We start from the raw sequence: 16,389 nt of genomic DNA, 5'->3' as shown, positions 1-16,389 counted from the left end.
TGGAGATGATCACCGGCACTTACGGCGTCACCGTGAAGTTCCGCAGGATCGCCTCCGCCAGGTCCGGGTCGCCCTCCGTCTTGATGCGGTCCTTCGCCGCCTCCAGGGTCACGCGGCCGCAGGCCAGGCGGACGTACGTCTCCCAGTCGAGGGTGAGGGTGGCGGCGGGGCCGAGGGCCGGGGACGATTCGAGGGTGCCGCGGCCCTGGATGTCGACGCGGATGGTGCGCAGGAACTCGACAGGGCCGTGGACGTCGAAGACGACGGCCGAGCTGCGCGGCGCGTCCGCCCGGTCGGCGACGACCGCGGGAAGCGCGTCGAGCAGCACGTCACGGGCGACGTGTGCGCCGGGGGAGTCGAGGTTGCCGGGGCGGCCGAGGGCCGTGCGCAGGTCCTGTTCGTGCACCCACACGTCGAAGGCGTGGCGGCGCATCGCCTCCTGGAGGGTCAGCTCGGTGCCGAGCGGGCCGCGCACCTTCGTGCCGGGGTCCCGCGACTCGTTCCGCAGCTGCCGGTTGCGCCGGATGATCATGTACTCCAGCTCGGACGTCATCTCCGGTGCCGTGTGGTGGCGGCGGACGTCGACCTGCATCTCCATGTAGCGCTGGTGGTCGTTGGTGACGTGGTACAGGTCGCGCGGGAGCGTGTGGATGGGGCGGGGGTCGCCGAGCATCTCGGAGTCCCGGCCGAGGACGTGCGAGACGATGTCGCGCACCGACCATCCCGGGCAGGGGGTCCGGCGGTTCCACTCTGCCTCCACAAGCGGCTGGACCAGCTCGGATATCGCCTCGATGGAGTGAGTCCAGGCGTCGGCGTAGGGCTGGAGGGTGGGATGCAGACTCACGGAAACGGGACCCCTCGGCGGTCGGTACACGGGCGGTTGGCGGCGGCGGTGCCAGTGGCGGCGGCGGCAGTCGGCGGGTGTCTTGAGAGGCTAAGTTACGCTGCTGTGCGGCACCCCGGCAGTGCTTTCGTGTGACGATCGTAGGCCCGTGTGGACGGCTCGAATGCCAGGACGGTGGTAGTGTGCGCGCCTCTCTGATCCAAATCGCCGTGAACGAGGACGAAACGGTCGAAGCGCGTCGCCTCCGGGCGGCGGCCCTGGTCGGGGAGCAGGCGGGCGCCGACCTCGTCGTGCTGCCGGAGCTGTGGACCACGGGCGCGTTCGCCTTCGAGGACTTCGACGCGGCGGCCGAGCCGCTGCGCGGACCGACGTACGAGGCGATGGCCAAGGCGGCGAGCGACGCGGGCGTGTGGCTGCACGCGGGGTCGGTCCCCGAGCGCGCCGCGGACGGGCGGCTCTACAACACCTCCCTCGTCTTCTCCCCCGCCGGCGACCTGGCCGCCTCCTACCGCAAGATCCACCGCTTCGGCTTCGACAAGGGCGAGGCCGTGCTGATGGGCGCGGGGCGCGAGCCGGTGACGGTCACGGTGCCGGACACCACCACCCTCGGTGTGGCGACCTGCTACGACCTGCGCTTCCCCGAGCTCTTCCGCGCCCTCGTGGACGCCGGTGCCGAGATCCTCGTCGTCCCGGCGGGCTGGCCTGAACGCCGCCGGTCGCACTGGACGCTGCTGGCCCAGGCACGGGCCGTGGAGAACCAGGCCTTCGTGCTCGCCTGCGGAACGGCCGGGACGCACGCCGGGGTTCCGCAGGCCGGCCACTCGATCGTGGTGGACCCCTGGGGCGAGGTGCTCGCGCAGGCCGGCGCCGGCGAGGAGGTCCTCACGGTGGAGTTCGACCCGGGCAAGGTGGCCCGGACCCGGGAGCAGTTCCCGGCGCTGAAGGACCGGGTGCTGGGGCTGGCGCCGCCGCGCGGCTGAGTGCCCTGTGTGAATGCTCCGTGACTCAGTGTGTTTGATGCTGGGTCGCGACGCCCAGAATTGCGGGTATGGCACGCATCAGTACCTCCGCCATCCGCCGCGTCCGGGTGGAACCCGCCGGTGCCCACTTCGCGTCGGCGTTCGCGCTTCCGCTCGCCGGGCTGCCCCGCCGTACGGCCGAGGAGTGGGCGCGGACCACCTTCGAGGACACTCCCGCGCTGCTGCGCACCCTGCTCCGGGCGGGCTGGTCGGGCGTGCTCGGCCTGCGCCTGGGACCGAGGGTCTCGGCACGGCACGTGATCGGATGGCCCACGGTGGAGTCCGGGCCGGACCGCATCGCCGTGGAGGCCCGCGCCCCGTCGCTGACCGTCCGCAACGTCGTGACCGTCGACGACGCGCGGCTGCTCTGGGCGACGTACGTGAACTTCGAGGGCCGCAGCGGCCGGATGCTCTGGTCCGTGGCCGCGCCGGTGCACCACCTGGCCGTGCCGCTGCTCCTCGGCCGCGCCGTCCGCCGGATGGGCTGAGGAGCCCCGGCGGCCGGGTCTGGGACGAGCGGGTCCGGGACGGGCGGTCCCCTCAGTCCTCCTCCCGCTCCTTCTCCGCCAGGTGGATCACGCACACCGTCAGGGCGATCAGCAGCGCCGGGTCCGCGTCGTCCCGGACGACGTCCACGCCGTAGGTGTCCCGGAGGGTCAGCCACCGCCGGGAGACGACGGCCAGGAGTTCGCCGTCGTACTCGATGGCGAACTCCCGGTCGAGGATCTTGCCGCTGACGTCCAGCTCGGTGCCGTCGGCCAGGGTGACCCGGTAGTGGTTGCGCAGCAGGGAGAGGCGTTTCCGCTTGAGGCGGGCCAGGGGCTCGCCGTCCCGCTCGATCACCATGGTGTCGCGCAGGGCGAACATCTTCTGGTGGATGTCGATGAGGACGCGCCCCTGGGCGTCCTTCAACTCCCAGGTGTCCCGCAGCCGCAGCGCCTTGCCGTCGACGAGGAAGACCTTGTTGCCCCGGTCGTCCTCGATCCAGTAGTCGTCGCCGATGCCGAGGAGCCGGTCGTACACGAGGAATCTCATGCTCTGACCGCTTCCCCGCCGGGCGCCGCGGAACGCGGCCGGTAGGCCGACAGGCTGAGTGCCGGAGCCGGCCGGGTCAGGAACCGTAGCCGTTCTGGTAGCCGTCCTGCGTGTGGTGGTGGGGCCGTTCCTCGACGACCGGCGTCGTCGGTGGCATCACGACGCGGCGGCGCCGGGCGATGCTGCTGAACGTCGCGACGCCGATCAGGCCGACGACCATGAAGATCACACCGACCAGGTCGAGGTTGACGCCCTGCATGTCCCAGTCGGTCGCGAACGTGAGGATGGCTCCCACGGCGATGAGGATGATGCACCCGCCGAGGCCCATGAGTGTTGCCTCCCTGTCAGATCCGGTCGGTTCCGGGTTTCCGGCCGATCCGGTTCCGTTCGGGTACCCCGGGCCCCAACCCTCATGCCGTGGGGACCTGTTGCCCGGCGGGGCCTACGGCTGGAGGAACGCCACCAGCGCGTTGGCCAGCAGATACGGGTCGTCGGTGCCGCACAACTCCCGGGCGCTGTGCATCGACAGGATGGCCACGCCGATGTCGACGGTGCTGATGCCGTGCCGGGCCGCGGTGATGGGGCCGATGGTGGTGCCGCACGGCATGGAGTTGTTGGAGACGAAGGTCTGGAACGGGATGCCCGCCTTCTCGCAGGCCGCGGCGAACACCGCGCGGCCCGAACCGTCGGTGGCGTAGCGGTTGTTGACGTTGACCTTGAGGATCGGGCCGCCGTTGACCCGCGGGTGGTGCGTCGGGTCGTGGCGCTCCGCGTAGTTGGGGTGGACGGCGTGGCCCGTGTCCGAGGACAGGCAGACCGTGCCGGCGAAGGCACGCGCGCGGTCCTCGTAGGAGCCGCCGCGGGCGAACACCGAGCGCTCCAGCACGCCGCCGAGCAGCGGCCCGTCGGCGCCCGTGTCCGACTGGGAGCCGGTCTCCTCGTGGTCGAAGGCGGCCAGGACGGGGATGTACGGCAGGTCGGCGCCGGAGGTCGCGACCGCGGCCAGCGCGGCCGTACCGGCGTGCACGGACAGCAGGTTGTCCATCCGCGGGCCCGCCACCAGCTCCCGGTCGCGGCCCAGGTACGCCGGAGGTTCCACGGAGTGCGTCATCAGGTCCCAGCCGGTGACCTCGCCGCGGGCGAGGCCCGCCTCGTCCTCCAGGAAGGCGATCAGGTCGCCGTCGCGCACGGTGTCGTCCAGGCCCCAGACGGGCTGGAGGTGACGCTGCTTGTCGAGCTTGAGGCCGTCCGCGGTGACGTTGCGGTCCATGTGGATGGCGAGCTGCGGGACGCGCAGCAGCGGACGGTCGACGTTGACCAGGCGGGTGGAGCCGTCGCGCAGCGAGAGGCGGCCGGCCAGGCCCAGGTCGCGGTCGAGCCAGGAGTTCATCAGCGGGCCGCCGTAGATCTCCACGGCGACCTGGCGCCAGCCGTGCGCCCCGGTGTCCGGGCGGGGTTTGACGCGCAGGTTGGGGGAGTCGGTGTGCGCACCGACGATGCGGAAGGGGGTGTGGGCGGCGGCGCCCTCCGGGACGTACCAGGCGACGATCGCACCGCCGCGCAGCACGTACTTGCCGCCGCTCGTCCCTTCCCACGCGTCGGTCTCCGAGACCTGGCGGAAGCCGGCCTTCTCCAGTCGCTCGGCGGCACTCGCCACGGCGTGGTACGGGGTCGGGCTCGCCGACAGGAAGGTCATCAGGTCGTCGGTGTGGCCGCGGTCGAAGCGGGAGGGTGCGCTCATGGGTTCACCTTAACGACGTACGGGGGCCCGCTTCCCGTGGAGCGGGAGCGGGCCCTCGTCAGGGTGTGTGGAATTGGTGGAGGGGGCCGGACCGGACGGCCGGTCCCGGAAGGCCGGTCCTAGAAGGCGGCCTCGTCCAGCTCCATCAGGTCCAGCTCGACGCCCTGGGCGACCTTGCGGGCCAGGGTGAGGCCGGGCAGGACGTTGGCCGCGAAGAACTTCGCGGCGGCGATCTTGCCGGTGTAGAAGGCCTTGTCCTTGGCGGACGCGGTCGGCAGCTTCTCGGCGGCGACGGCGGCGCCCTTGAGGAGCAGGTAGCCGACGATCACGTCGCCGGAGGCCTGGAGCAGGCGGGTGGTGTTGAGCCCGACCTTGTAGATGTTCTTGACGTCCTGCTCGGTGGCCGCGAGGTCGGTGAGCATCAGGCCGACGATGGCCTCCAGCTCGACGGCGGCCTTGGCCAGGTGCTCACGGGCGCCGGACAGCTCCTCGCCGCCGGTGGCGAGCGCCAGGAACTTCTTGATGTCCTCGGCGAGCGAGTTCAGCGCGGCGCCCTGGTTGCGGACGATCTTCCGGAAGAAGTAGTCCTGGCCCTGGATCGCCGTGGTGCCCTCGTACAGGGTGTCGATCTTGGCGTCGCGGATGTACTGCTCGATCGGGTACTCCTGCAGGAAGCCGGAGCCGCCGAAGGTCTGCAGCGACTGGGCGAGCTGCTCGTAGGCCTTCTCCGAGCCGTAGCCCTTGACGACCGGCAGGAGCAGGTCGTTGAGCGCGTGCTCGGCCGAGGCGTCCTCGCCGTTCGCCTCCTTGACCTGGATCTCGTCCTGCACGGAGGCGGTGTACATGACCAGGGCGCGCATGCCCTCGGCGTACGCCTTCTGCGTCATCAGCGAGCGGCGCACGTCCGGGTGGTGCGTGATGGTGACCTTGGGGGCCGACTTGTCCATGAAGTTGGCCAGGTCGGGGCCCTGGACGCGCTCCTTGGCGTACTCCAGGGCGTTGAGGTAGCCCGTGGAGAGGGTGGAGATCGCCTTCGTGCCGACCATCATGCGGGCGAACTCGATGATGCGGAACATCTGGCGGATGCCGTCGTGCTTGTCGCCGATCAGCCAGCCCTTGGCGGGGTGGCGGTCGCCGAAGGTCATCTCGCAGGTGTTGGAGGCCTTCAGGCCCATCTTGTGCTCGACGTTGGTGGCGTAGACGCCGTTGCGCTCGCCCAGCTCACCGGTCTCGAAGTCGAACTCGTACTTGGGGACCAGGAAGAGGGACAGGCCCTTGGTGCCGGGGCCGGCGCCCTCGGGGCGGGCGAGGACGTAGTGGAGGATGTTCTCCGACATGTCGTGCTCGCCGGACGTGATGAAGCGCTTCACGCCCTCGATGTGCCAGGAGCCGTCCTCCTGCTCGACGGCCTTGGTGCGGCCGGCGCCCACGTCCGAACCGGCGTCCGGCTCGGTGAGGACCATGGTGGAGCCCCACTGCTTCTCGACGGCGATCTTGGCGATGTGCTTCTGGACCTCGTTGCCCTCCTCGAAGAGGATGCCGGCGAACGCCGGACCCGAGGAGTACATCCACACGGCCGGGTTGGCGCCCAGGACCAGCTCCGCGTACGCCCAGATGAGGGAGCGCGGCGAGGTGGTGCCGCCGATCTCCTCGGGCAGGCCGAGCCGCCAGTACTCGGAGTCCATGAAGGCCTGGTAGCTCTTCTTGAAGGAGGCCGGGACCGGTGCCGTGTTGGTCTCCGGGTCGAAGACCGGCGGGTTGCGGTCGGCGTCGGCGAAGGATTCGGCCAGCTCGTTCTCGGAGAGGCGGGTCAGCTCCTCGAGGACGCTCTTGGCGGTGTCCGTGTCCATCTCCGCGAACGGGCCCGTGCCGTACACCTTGTCACGGCCGAGCACCTCGAAGAGGTTGAACTCGATGTCCCGGAGATTCGGCTTGTAGTGCCCCATGGCGACGGCTCCGTTGAGAGATCGGCGAGGCACTCGCTCCTCGCATCCGTACACGTACCAACTAGTAGCTACGATGATGCTACCCGCCGGTAATAAGAAGCAACCCCGAGCCGCCCATCTGTGACTCGTTACTCGTTACTCTGTGCTGCATGTACGGCTACGACCAGACCGCGGGCCAACAGCAGCAGCAGTACGCCCCGCCCCCGCAGCAGCCGATGGGCGGCGGGTACGGGCAGCAGCCGCCGCTGTACCCCGAGCCGTCCCCGCCCTCGCTCGCGGACGCGGTGCGCGCCTTCACCACCGGCCAGATGTCCGCCGAGGACTTCCAGCAGATCTTCGCGACCTCGAAGGTCTACTGTCCGCGCGGCGACAACCCCGGCTTCCTCGCGCTGCACAACACCCAGCAGCCGGTGATCCCGATGTTCACGGGACTGAAGGAGCTGCGCCGGTACGCGGGCAAGGAGTCGAAGTACTTCGTGATCACCGGTGCCGAGGTGATCGACCTGCTGCCGACCGGCTACGGCTTCGTCCTGGACATGGAGGGCGAGCACCGGATGGTGTTCGACGCGAAGGCCGTCGAACAGATGGTCGATTTCGCGATGCGCCGGATGTACGGCTAGACGCCGTTGCCGCGCAGACGGCCGACCGGCGCGTCGGCGATCCGCGAGCCCGGAGGGAATGCCCTCCGGGCTTTTGTGGTTCCAGGTGGCAAGAAGTTCAACGCTCAACTAAAGTGGGGCGCACGCCGCCCGAGGAGGTCGACATGCCCGCCGTGACCGTCGAGAACCCGTTGACGCTGCCCCGCGTATCCGCGCCCGCCGACGCCGTCGCACGTCCCGTGCTGACCGTCACGACCGCGCCCAGCGGTTTCGAGGGTGAGGGATTCCCGGTGCGCCGCGCGTTCGCCGGGATCAACTACCGCCATCTCGACCCGTTCATCATGATGGACCAGATGGGTGAGGTGGAGTACGCGCCCGGAGAGCCCAAGGGCACGCCCTGGCACCCGCACCGCGGCTTCGAGACCGTCACCTACATCATCGACGGGATCTTCGACCACCAGGACTCCAACGGTGGCGGCGGCACCATCACCAACGGCGACACCCAGTGGATGACGGCCGGCTCGGGCCTCCTCCACATCGAGGCGCCGCCGGAGCAGCTGGTCATGTCCGGCGGGCTGTTCCACGGACTCCAGCTCTGGGTGAACCTGCCGGCCAAGGACAAGATGATGGCCCCCAGGTACCAGGACATCCGCAGCGGATCCGTCCAGCTGCTCACCTCTCCCGACGGCGGCGCGCTGCTGCGCGTCATCGCCGGCGAGCTGGACGGGCACGACGGCCCCGGGATCACGCACACGCCGATCACGATGGTCCACGCGACGCTGGCGCCGGGCGCCGAGGTCACCCTGCCGTGGCGGGAGGACTTCAACGGCCTGGCGTACGTCATGGCCGGGCGCGGGTCGGTGGGCGCCGAGCGGCGTCCGATCCACCTGGGCCAGACGGCCGTCTTCGGCGCCGGGGGCTCGCTGACCGTCCGCGCGGACGAGAAGCAGGACTCCCACACGCCGGACCTGGAGGTCGTGCTGCTCGGCGGACGGCCGATCCGGGAGCCGATGGCCCACTACGGCCCGTTCGTGATGAACACCAAGGACGAGCTGATGCAGGCCTTCGAGGACTTCCAGAAGGGCCGCCTGGGCACCGTCCCGGCGGTGCACGGGATGTCCGAGGAGGGCCCCGGCGCCTGACCCCGCGTCACCCGGGCGGGCCGTCCGCGCAGGACAGCCCGCCCGGTGCGTGATCGGGTGGGGACGTGCAGTTGCTCCCCGCTCCGGTGCGTCGGTTCGCCGCCTGGTGTGCCGTCATCCTGCTCGCCAGCGGTGTCGTCTACGTCGCCATCCGGCTCTGCGCCGAGTTCCGCACCGCGGTGACCCCGGCGCTGCTCGCGCTGCTCGGCACCGCCCTGCTCCGGCCGCTGCACCGGCGGCTGGTGAAGGCCCATGTGCAGCGGTCGCTGGCCGCCGGGCTGACCTGCGTTGCCGTGCTGGCCGTGGTCGGCGGGGCCGGATACATCGTGGTCTCCGCGCTCATCGAGACCGGCGACCAGATCGTCGCCTCGCTCCGGGACGCGGCGAAGGGCATCGCCGACCACTTCGGCGCGGCCGGCACCTCGCTGGACGACCTCGCCTCCAACGGCCGCGAACTGCTCGGCAAGTTCGGCGGTACGGCCGCCTCGGGCGTGGTGAGCGGGATCAGCGTCGTCGGCGAGATGATGGCCATGGCCGTACTCGCCCTGCTGCTCGTCTTCTTCTTCCTGCGCGACTCCGACCGGGCCGTGGGCACGGTGCGCACCCTCGCCCCGCACGGCAGCGCCGACATGGTCGAGGCCATGGCCCGGCGGGCGTTCGGGGCCGTCGAGGGCTTCATGCGGGGCACCACCCTGATCGCCCTCATCGACGCGGTCTGCATCACCGTCGGGCTGCTGATCCTGCGCGTGCCCGGCGCGGTCGGGCTCGGGGCGCTCGTCTTCGTCGGCGCCTACATCCCCTACCTCGGCGCGTTCATCTCCGGTGCCGTCGCCGTGCTGGTGGCGCTGGCCGACCGGGGGTTCGTCATCGCGCTGTGGGCCCTCGGCGTGGTGCTGGCCGTGCAGGTGCTGGAGGGGCACGTGCTCCAACCGATGATCCAGAGCCGTACCGTCCAGATGCACCCGGCCGTCGTGCTGCTCGCGCTCACGGCGGGCGCCTCGGTGGCGGGCATCCTGGGGATGCTCCTCGCCGTGCCGCTGACCGCCGCGGCGTTCGGGATCGTGCACGAGCTCCAGGGCCGTTACGGGGCTGCGGCGGGCTCCGGGTCGACGGCGGGACCGGCGCCCTCGTCCGGGTCGGCGGACTCGTAGATCTCGTACCAGATGCTCTTGCCCTCGCCGCGCGGGGCGACGCCCCAGGCGTCCGCGAGCAGCTCGATCAGCATCAGGCCGCGTCCGGAGGACGCCATCTCCCCCGGCCGGCGCTTGTGCGGCAGGTCGTCGCCGTTGTCGGTGACCTCGACCCGGATCCGTCGCTCCCCCGGCTCCCCGACGACCTCGGCGACGAGCAGGGCGTCGGTGTCGGTGTGGACCAGGACGTTGGTCAGCATCTCGGAGAGCAGCAGCACCGCCGCGTCCCGCTGCTCCTCGCCCGGCCAGTCGTGCAGCAGGTCGCGCAGGTGCTGCCGGGCGGTGGCGATCCGCGCGGGCTCTGCCTGGGCGACCGTCAGCATCGTGCGGCGCACCGGCGCCCGGGTCGCGGTGGATTCGCCGCAGCCGCAGCCCTCGCCCTGCCGGCACAGCAGCAACAGCGCGATGTCGTCCTCCCGCCGGTCGGACAGCGGGCCGACGGTGTGGTGCGAGGAGGGGCCGTGCACGGCCTGGACCAGCGCGTCGGCCAGCTCCTCCAGGCCGCCCGCGTGTTCCTCCAGGATCACGCGCAGACGGTGCCAGCCGCTCTGCAGGTCGTGGCCGCCGGTCTCCACCAGGCCGTCCGTGCACAGCATCAGGGTGTCCCCGGGTTCCAGGGCGAGCCGTGTCGTCGGGTAGTCGGAGTCCGGGTCGATGCCCAGCGGCAGCCCGCCCGCCGTGGCGAGGATCAGCGCCGTGCCGTCCGCCATGCGCACCACCGGGTCCAGGTGCCCCGCGCGGGCGCTCTCCACGGTCCCGGTGGCGGGGTCGACCTCGGCGTAGTAGCAGGTCGCGAAGCGCTGGTCGCCGGGGTCCTCCTCGGACGCGACGAGGCCGTGGAAGAAATGGGAGGCGCGGGCGAGCACCGCGTCGGGGCGGTGGCCCTCGGAGGCGTAGGCGCGCAGGGCGATGCGCAACTGGCCCATCAGCCCGGCCGCCCGCACGTCGTGCCCCTGGACGTCGCCGATCACCAGGGCGAAGCGGCCCCCGGGCAGCGGGATCATGTCGTACCAGTCGCCGCCCACCTGGAGGCCGCCGCCGGTGGGGACGTAGCGCGCGGCGACGTCCATGCCGGGGATCTCCGGGCCGAGCATGGGCAGCATGGAGCGCTGCAGCCCCTCGGCCAGCTCCCGCTGGTTCTCGGCGGCGCCCGCCCGGGACAGGGCCTGGGCGAGCATCCGCGCCACCGTGGTCAGCACGGAACGCTCGTCGGGCGTGAAGGCCACCGGGTAGGCGAAGGCCGCCATCCAGGCGCCCATGGTGCGGCCCGCCACCGTCAGCGGGAGGAACGCCCAGGAATGGCGGCCGAAGCGTTCGGCGAGGGGCCAGGTGAGGGGGTAGCGGTGCCGGTACTGCCCGGGGGAGGAGAGGTAGACGGCCCGGCCGGTGCGCACCACCTCGGCGGCCGGGTAGTCCGTGTCCAGCGGCATGTCGATGAACGGGTTCATGTCGTTCTGGGGCTGTCCGTGGTGGCCGATGACGGTCAGCCGGTCGCCCGAGACCCCGAACACCGCGAGGCCGTCCGGGGAGAATCCCGGCATCGACAGCCCGGCCGCGACCCGCAGCACCTCCTCGGTGGACCGCGCCTCGGCCAGCGCCCGGCCCGCGTCCAGCAGGAAGGCCTCCCGGGAGCGGCGCCACTCGCCGGTGACCGCGCTGCGCCCGGCGGGGGTGCCCGGCCTGGGCTCGGCGACCTCCTGGAGGGTGCCGGTCAGCGAGTACGCCTTGCGTACGGGGTCGAAGGAGGGCTTGGAACGGCTGCGCACGACCCGGACGACATGTCCGCGCTCGTCCATGATCCGGATCCGGACCTCGGCGAGGGTGCCCTCGGCGACGGCGAGCTGCACCACCCCGGTGATCTCGTTCCAGTCCACCGGGTGCAGCCGGGCCCGTACCTGCGCCTCGGTGAGGGTCGCCGGTTCGGCGGGCAGGCCGAGCAGGCGGGCGGCCTCTCCGTCCACCGTGACCTCTCCCGTGGCGGTGTCCCAGTGCCACAGTCCGGTCGCGAGGGCGGCGAGGACGTCCCCCACCTCGGGCAGGGGCTCACCAGTACGCATTGCCCCACTTTAAGAAGAGCTGATCCGACGCTGCCACCGGTCGCGGCGGTGCCGGGCGGGCTCCGGGCCGAGCCCGGGGCGGGGCCGTGGCGCGTCAATGGGGAAGAGGGCAGGCACGGCCGCCCGGTACGCTGGGGTTGTTTCACGTGAAACGCGAAACGCCATCCCCGATCCGCGAAGGCTGGATGAACGACGATGCATCGGTACAGGTCCCACACCTGCGGCGAGCTCCGCTCCTCTGACGTCGGCACCGACGTCCGACTGAGTGGCTGGCTGCACAATCGGCGCGACCTGGGCGGCATCCTCTTCATCGATCTGCGCGATCACTACGGCATCACGCAGCTCGTCGCCCGTCCGGGCACCGCGGCCTACGAGGCGCTGGACAAGCTGACCAAGGAATCGACCGTTCGGGTCGACGGCAAGGTCGTCTCCCGCGGCGCCGACAACATCAACCCCGACCTGCCCACCGGCGAGGTCGAGGTCGAGGTGGGCGAGGTCGAGCTGCTCGGCGCCGCCCAGCCGCTGCCCTTCACCATCAACACCGAGGACGGGGTGAACGAGGAGCGGCGCCTGGAGTACCGCTTCCTGGACCTGCGCCGCGAGCGCATGCACCGCAACATCATGCTGCGCACGTCGGTCATCTCCGCCATCCGGCACAAGATGGTGACCCTGGGCTTCAACGAGATGGCGACGCCCATCCTCACCGCCACCTCCCCCGAGGGCGCCCGCGACTTCGTGGTCCCCTCCCGCCTGCACGCGGGCCGCTTCTACGCCCTCCCGCAGGCGCCGCAGCAGTTCAAGCAGCTGCTGATGATCTCGGGCTTCGACCGGTACTTCCAGATCGCGCCCTGCTTCCGCGACGAGGACGCCCGCGCCGACCGCTCGCCGGGCGAGTTCTACCAGCTCGACGTCGAGATGAGCTTCGTCGAGCAGGAGGACGTCTTCCGCCCGATCGAGCAGCTCATGACGGAGCTGTTCACGGAGTTCGGCAACGGCCGCGAGGTGACGTCCCCGTTCCCGCGCATCCCGTTCCGCGAGGCGATGCTGAAGTACGGCTCCGACAAGCCCGACCTGCGCGCCCAGCTGGAGCTGGTCGACATCACCGACGTCTTCGAGGGCTCGGAGTTCAAGGCCTTCGCCGGCAAGCACGTGCGCGCGCTGCCCGTCCCGGACGTCGCCGCCCAGCCCCGCAAGTTCTTCGACCAGCTCGGCGACTACGCCGTCTCGCAGGGCGCCAAGGGCCTGGCCTGGGTCCGCGTCGGCGAGGACGGCAAGCTGTCCGGCCCGATCGCGAAGTTCCTCACCGAGGAGAACGTCGCGGAGCTGACCAAGCGGCTCTCCCTGGCCCCGGGCCACGCGGTGTTCTTCGGCGCGGGCGAGTTCGACGAGGTCTCGAAGATCATGGGCGCGGTTCGCGTCGAGGCCGCCCAGCGCGCCGGGCACTTCGAGGAGAACGTCTTCCGGTTCTGCTGGATCGTCGACTTCCCGATGTACGAGAAGGACGAGGAGACGGGGAAGATCGACTTCTCCCACAACCCGTTCTCGATGCCGCAGGGCGGCATGGACGCCCTGGAGAACCAGGACCCGCTGGACATCCTGGCCTGGCAGTACGACATCGTCTGCAACGGCGTCGAGCTGTCCTCCGGCGCCATCCGGAACCACGAGCCGGAGATCATGCTCAAGGCCTTCGAGATCGCGGGCTACGACGCGGAGACCGTCGAGCGCGAGTTCGCCGGTATGCTGCGCGCCCTGCGCTTCGGCGCGCCGCCCCACGGTGGCATCGCCCCGGGTGTCGACCGCATCGTCATGCTGCTGGCCGACGAGCCCAACATCCGCGAGACCATCGCCTTCCCGCTCAACGGCAACGCCCAGGACCTGATGATGGGCGCCCCGACCGAGCTGGACGAGTCCCGCCTGAGGGAGCTGCACCTGACGGTGCGCAAGCCGCAGCCGAAGTAGTCCGCCGAGAGCACGGCAAGGCGTAGGGCCCGGCACCGGATCGATCCCCGGTGCCGGGCCCTCGTTCTTCTCGTGGCCGTTGGCCGACGGCGTCGGACGGGCGCCCTGGTCAGGACTCAAGCGGCAGCGAGGGTTGTTCCGCCGCTGGTCCCAGGTACGTGTACTCCGTCGACCGGGCGATGCCCACCGAGTCCAGGCACTGACGGAAGCGGACCCGGAAGTGGATGTTGTCCCCGAGGCCGGGGCGCATACGAAGCAGTTCCTCGGGTTTGTCGAAGTGGACGTCATAGGCCGGCGCGTTCCTGGACGTGCCCGTCTTGACCTTGACCCAGCCGCTTTCTCGAAGTTCCGTGATGCGGCCGGAGATGATCATCTCCTGGTCGCGAGGTCGGGACGGTTCGCGAAGCCGTTCCACATAACGCCTGCCACGCGCGGTGAGACGCGCCATGCGCATGTCCCCGTCGGCGCCGTACCAGGTCACTCCCAGGTCGAGCTCGTACTTGCCCAAGGCCCGGGCCAGGGCGTCCACCGCGTCGAAAAGGCGCGACCACTCCCGGACGTCCTGCTCGGCCTCCAGTGCGGCGAGCAGATTGGTGAGCGTACGCATGCCGGTGCTCGTGGCGGATGTGACGGGAGCTTCCATGGCTGGAGGCTCAGCGGGGAGGGCAGTAGCCACGGGACGGGCGTGCACCACGGTGCTGCCGGACGAGATGCCGGTCAGTTCCAGCTGGACCGGAGTGCCCGCAGCGACAGAGATCGCGTTCTCCACCGGGTTCAGAAGAGCGTCACCCCACTGGAAACGCAGAGCGCCCCCCTCGGTGTCCGGGCCGGTCAGACGGAGCCGCAGTTCCTCGTCGAGACGAGCGTCCGGCTCGTACGCACGCACCGCCGCTAGGCGGTTTGCCCGGTGCTCTGCCTCGATCTCCTCGTCGTTCCGTTCCTCGGTGCCCATCTCTTCTAGGAGACGCGCGGCGGTCTCGGCGGCTCCCGGATCGTTCCTGAGCGCTGCCCGCCTGCGCTCGCGCCAGCCGTCGCCGGTGGTCACAGTCGCACCTCCAGGTATCCGCGTGCCGGGGCGGCACTTTCGTGCGACGGAGAAAAGTCCGTCTGTCCGGGCAGGCGACAACGCTGCCACCAGTCGTCCCACACACCTCGTTCCATGAAGTATGTCCGTTCCTCGGCGGTGAAGCGCTCGGGTCGGAAGACATGGACGACGGGCTGGTATCCGATTCTGACCGGTGAGACGCCGAACTTGCGCAGCATGTTGGCCCGGCTCTGGAAAGCGGTGGTCAACCATTTGGAGCCAGGCCTGCCGCGAACGGCGCGCTCGGCTTCCACGTCGATCAGGAGCGTCGCGTCGATGTTGCCGGATCGGTCTTCGCGCTCACGAAACTGCCACCGAGCCACACCCGGTGGATGAGCGTGCGCCCGTCCAGGGCGTCGGCGTACAAGTCCTCCAACGCGAAGAACGGCTCCAGATAGTTGTTCAGTCCGTCCCACAGCACCTGTCGTGTGTCGGAGCCCTGAAAGTCAGGCGCGCGGACCAGCATGTCCTCCACCTCGCCGACGGAGAGGGAGTAGCGGCCGAGAGGAAGGAATCCATTCGCGGCGAAGGAAGGCAGCACATGAAGTCCTTGTCGGGTACGGATGTGCGTTGGGGTAGCGCGGGACACGGAGAGTTCGACGGCACGGGTCATCCTGCCGCGCAGAGCGGACCGACGTCAGGAGCTCCAGGCACTCGGTCGTCCACTGTTCGGCACTCACGGCACCTGCCCGGCTGAGGAGCCCGGAAGGCGCGGTCACAGCCGTCGCAGGTCTGGAGGGGGTGCCGTCGCTCCAAGGCCGGTGGCGCCGGGGTCCGGAACGGTGGTGGGGGCGGTAGCTGGGCGGTCAGGCGGTGGGCGAGGAGGGCGGCCGGCCGGATCAAAGGCTCGTTGGGCAGGTTTTCCGTCAGGGCATGGCACACGGCGGTGGCGGTGATCTCGCGTTCCAGCCAGGCGGCGACGCCCGGGGCGAGGTGTTCGGCGTCGGTGGCGGAGAGGAGAAGACGGGGGTCGCGGCGGCGCAGACCGGTAAGAACGTCGACGGCTGCCTGGAGGAGGGCGGGGGCGGGACACGACGGCTGCGGCACGGCGGGGAGGCGCTTGCGCGGCGGCGGCTTCTCCTGGGCCGCGCGTCGGGCGGCAGGGCGGGGCGCCGGATCCCGTGCGCTGCTGCTGCCACTGCCGCTGTGTCCGGGCCGGTTGCGCGAGACCGTGCGCGTGACGACCCGGCCGGTGGACGTGCGGGTACACGTGCGCTCCAGGTAGCCGTGCTTCTCGAGTTCGCGCAGCCCGGCGGCGATGCGGGTGGGGCCCTCGGGGAAGCGGGCGGCGAGGGTCTTGATGTCGACGGAGGTGCCCTGGCGCACGGACTGGATGTAGCAGGAGAGCCCGATGGCCAGCAGGGACAACTCCTTGTGCTGGACGAGGTGGTTGCCGACCACCGTGAAGCTCTCGGTATGGCGGACGTTGTCGTGGACGACGCCCGCGAGGGGCTGCTCGTGGGGGTGGTCTTCGTCCGGGGTTCGGGACGTGGCGGGTGTGGGCGCGTTAGGGTGCTGGGCAGCCATCGGGAAGAGTCCTATCCGTCTTCCTTGGTGGTCAGGCCCTCGCTCTGGGAAGCCACTCCCGGCGGGGGCTGACCTATGTCTGGTGGTGGTCGTTCGCCGCCGAGCGTAGGGCACACAACCTGCCCTTAATCTAGCCAAGTTGGCATATTCACCCGCGTGAGTGACTGCGCCCGACGGGAGGGAGGGGAGGGGTTTGGTGGGTGCTTTTCTCTCCGGTGAGTGGTTCATGGGGGGCGCAGGTGCGAC

16 protein-coding genes are annotated in these 16,389 nt (G+C 70.5%); 6 read left to right on the top strand and 10 right to left on the bottom strand.

Annotation, left to right across the window (positions count from 1 at the left end):
- Positions 1 to 19 precede the first annotated feature (19 nt).
- The gene (locus tag D1J63_RS17985) at positions 20 to 844 is read right to left on the bottom strand and encodes a maleylpyruvate isomerase family mycothiol-dependent enzyme (RefSeq protein ID WP_125629961.1); all 825 of its coding nucleotides are present in this window, start codon (positions 842 to 844) and stop codon (positions 20 to 22) included.
- 182 nt (positions 845 to 1,026) lie between these two features.
- Here D1J63_RS17985 and D1J63_RS17980 point away from each other — a divergent pair, with 182 nt between their 5' ends.
- The gene (locus tag D1J63_RS17980; protein WP_125629959.1) at positions 1,027 to 1,824 is read left to right on the top strand and encodes a carbon-nitrogen family hydrolase; all 798 of its coding nucleotides are present in this window, start codon (positions 1,027 to 1,029) and stop codon (positions 1,822 to 1,824) included.
- A gap of 68 nt (positions 1,825 to 1,892) precedes the next feature.
- A complete protein-coding gene (locus tag D1J63_RS17975) occupies positions 1,893 to 2,351 on the top strand; it encodes a DUF2867 domain-containing protein (protein ID WP_125629957.1) in 459 nt (152 codons plus the stop codon).
- A 52-nt stretch (positions 2,352 to 2,403) separates the two neighbouring features.
- On the opposite strand, the gene D1J63_RS17970 is transcribed toward D1J63_RS17975, so the two are convergent.
- From D1J63_RS17970 to D1J63_RS17955, 4 genes are all read right to left on the bottom strand, one after another.
- Positions 2,404 to 2,898, bottom strand: a complete 495-nt coding sequence (locus D1J63_RS17970) for an LURP-one-related/scramblase family protein (RefSeq protein WP_125629954.1) — start codon at positions 2,896 to 2,898, stop codon at positions 2,404 to 2,406.
- A gap of 76 nt (positions 2,899 to 2,974) precedes the next feature.
- Positions 2,975 to 3,226: a DUF6458 family protein gene (locus tag D1J63_RS17965; protein WP_061443540.1), complete on the bottom strand. Its 252-nt coding sequence runs from the start codon at positions 3,224 to 3,226 to the stop codon at positions 2,975 to 2,977.
- Between the two features lie 114 nt (positions 3,227 to 3,340).
- Positions 3,341 to 4,639, bottom strand: coding sequence for a M18 family aminopeptidase (locus D1J63_RS17960; protein WP_125629952.1), 1,299 nt, complete (start codon positions 4,637 to 4,639; stop codon positions 3,341 to 3,343).
- A 119-nt stretch (positions 4,640 to 4,758) separates the two neighbouring features.
- Positions 4,759 to 6,585, bottom strand: coding sequence for an acyl-CoA dehydrogenase (locus D1J63_RS17955; protein ID WP_125629950.1), 1,827 nt, complete (start codon positions 6,583 to 6,585; stop codon positions 4,759 to 4,761).
- 149 nt (positions 6,586 to 6,734) lie between these two features.
- On the opposite strand from D1J63_RS17955, the gene D1J63_RS17950 reads away from it, so the two are divergent.
- From D1J63_RS17950 to D1J63_RS17940, 3 genes are all read left to right on the top strand, one after another.
- Complete coding sequence (locus D1J63_RS17950; protein ID WP_003975142.1) at positions 6,735 to 7,205, top strand: SseB family protein; 471 nt, start codon at positions 6,735 to 6,737, stop codon at positions 7,203 to 7,205.
- 143 nt (positions 7,206 to 7,348) lie between these two features.
- Positions 7,349 to 8,326, top strand: coding sequence for a pirin family protein (locus D1J63_RS17945; protein ID WP_102930339.1), 978 nt, complete (start codon positions 7,349 to 7,351; stop codon positions 8,324 to 8,326).
- Positions 8,327 to 8,391: 65 nt separating this feature from the next.
- Positions 8,392 to 9,477, top strand: coding sequence for an AI-2E family transporter (locus tag D1J63_RS17940; RefSeq protein ID WP_125629948.1), 1,086 nt, complete (start codon positions 8,392 to 8,394; stop codon positions 9,475 to 9,477).
- Here D1J63_RS17940 and D1J63_RS17935 read toward each other — a convergent pair.
- Positions 9,408 to 11,573, bottom strand: coding sequence for a SpoIIE family protein phosphatase (locus tag D1J63_RS17935; RefSeq protein WP_125629946.1), 2,166 nt, complete (start codon positions 11,571 to 11,573; stop codon positions 9,408 to 9,410). The genes D1J63_RS17940 and D1J63_RS17935 overlap by 70 nt on opposite strands.
- 195 nt (positions 11,574 to 11,768) lie before the next feature.
- Here D1J63_RS17935 and aspS point away from each other — a divergent pair, with 195 nt between their 5' ends.
- Complete coding sequence (gene aspS / locus D1J63_RS17930) at positions 11,769 to 13,532, top strand: aspartate--tRNA ligase (protein WP_125629944.1); 1,764 nt, start codon at positions 11,769 to 11,771, stop codon at positions 13,530 to 13,532.
- Between the two features lie 109 nt (positions 13,533 to 13,641).
- Here the strand turns inward: aspS and D1J63_RS17925 are convergent, their stop codons facing one another.
- The 4 genes from D1J63_RS17925 to D1J63_RS17915 form a co-directional block, all read right to left on the bottom strand.
- Positions 13,642 to 14,577, bottom strand: coding sequence for a hypothetical protein (locus D1J63_RS17925; protein ID WP_125629942.1), 936 nt, complete (start codon positions 14,575 to 14,577; stop codon positions 13,642 to 13,644).
- The gene (locus tag D1J63_RS37210) at positions 14,574 to 14,939 is read right to left on the bottom strand and encodes a hypothetical protein (RefSeq protein ID WP_232249990.1); all 366 of its coding nucleotides are present in this window, start codon (positions 14,937 to 14,939) and stop codon (positions 14,574 to 14,576) included. Before D1J63_RS37210 ends, D1J63_RS17925 begins: the two co-directional genes overlap by 4 nt.
- Positions 14,876 to 15,157, bottom strand: a complete 282-nt coding sequence (locus D1J63_RS37205) for a hypothetical protein (protein WP_232249989.1) — start codon at positions 15,155 to 15,157, stop codon at positions 14,876 to 14,878. Before D1J63_RS37205 ends, D1J63_RS37210 begins: the two co-directional genes overlap by 64 nt.
- 68 nt (positions 15,158 to 15,225) lie before the next feature.
- Positions 15,226 to 16,143, bottom strand: coding sequence for a helix-turn-helix domain-containing protein (locus D1J63_RS17915; protein ID WP_125629940.1), 918 nt, complete (start codon positions 16,141 to 16,143; stop codon positions 15,226 to 15,228).
- Between the last annotated feature and the right edge of the window lie 246 nt (positions 16,144 to 16,389).

Origin of the sequence: Streptomyces sp. KPB2 (genome assembly GCF_003950055.1) — a bacterium.
Classification (GTDB): domain Bacteria; phylum Actinomycetota; class Actinomycetes; order Streptomycetales; family Streptomycetaceae; genus Streptomyces; species Streptomyces salinarius.
The sequence above is the reverse complement of the archived record's forward strand: the minus strand, read 5'-3'. Positions and strand labels throughout refer to the sequence as shown.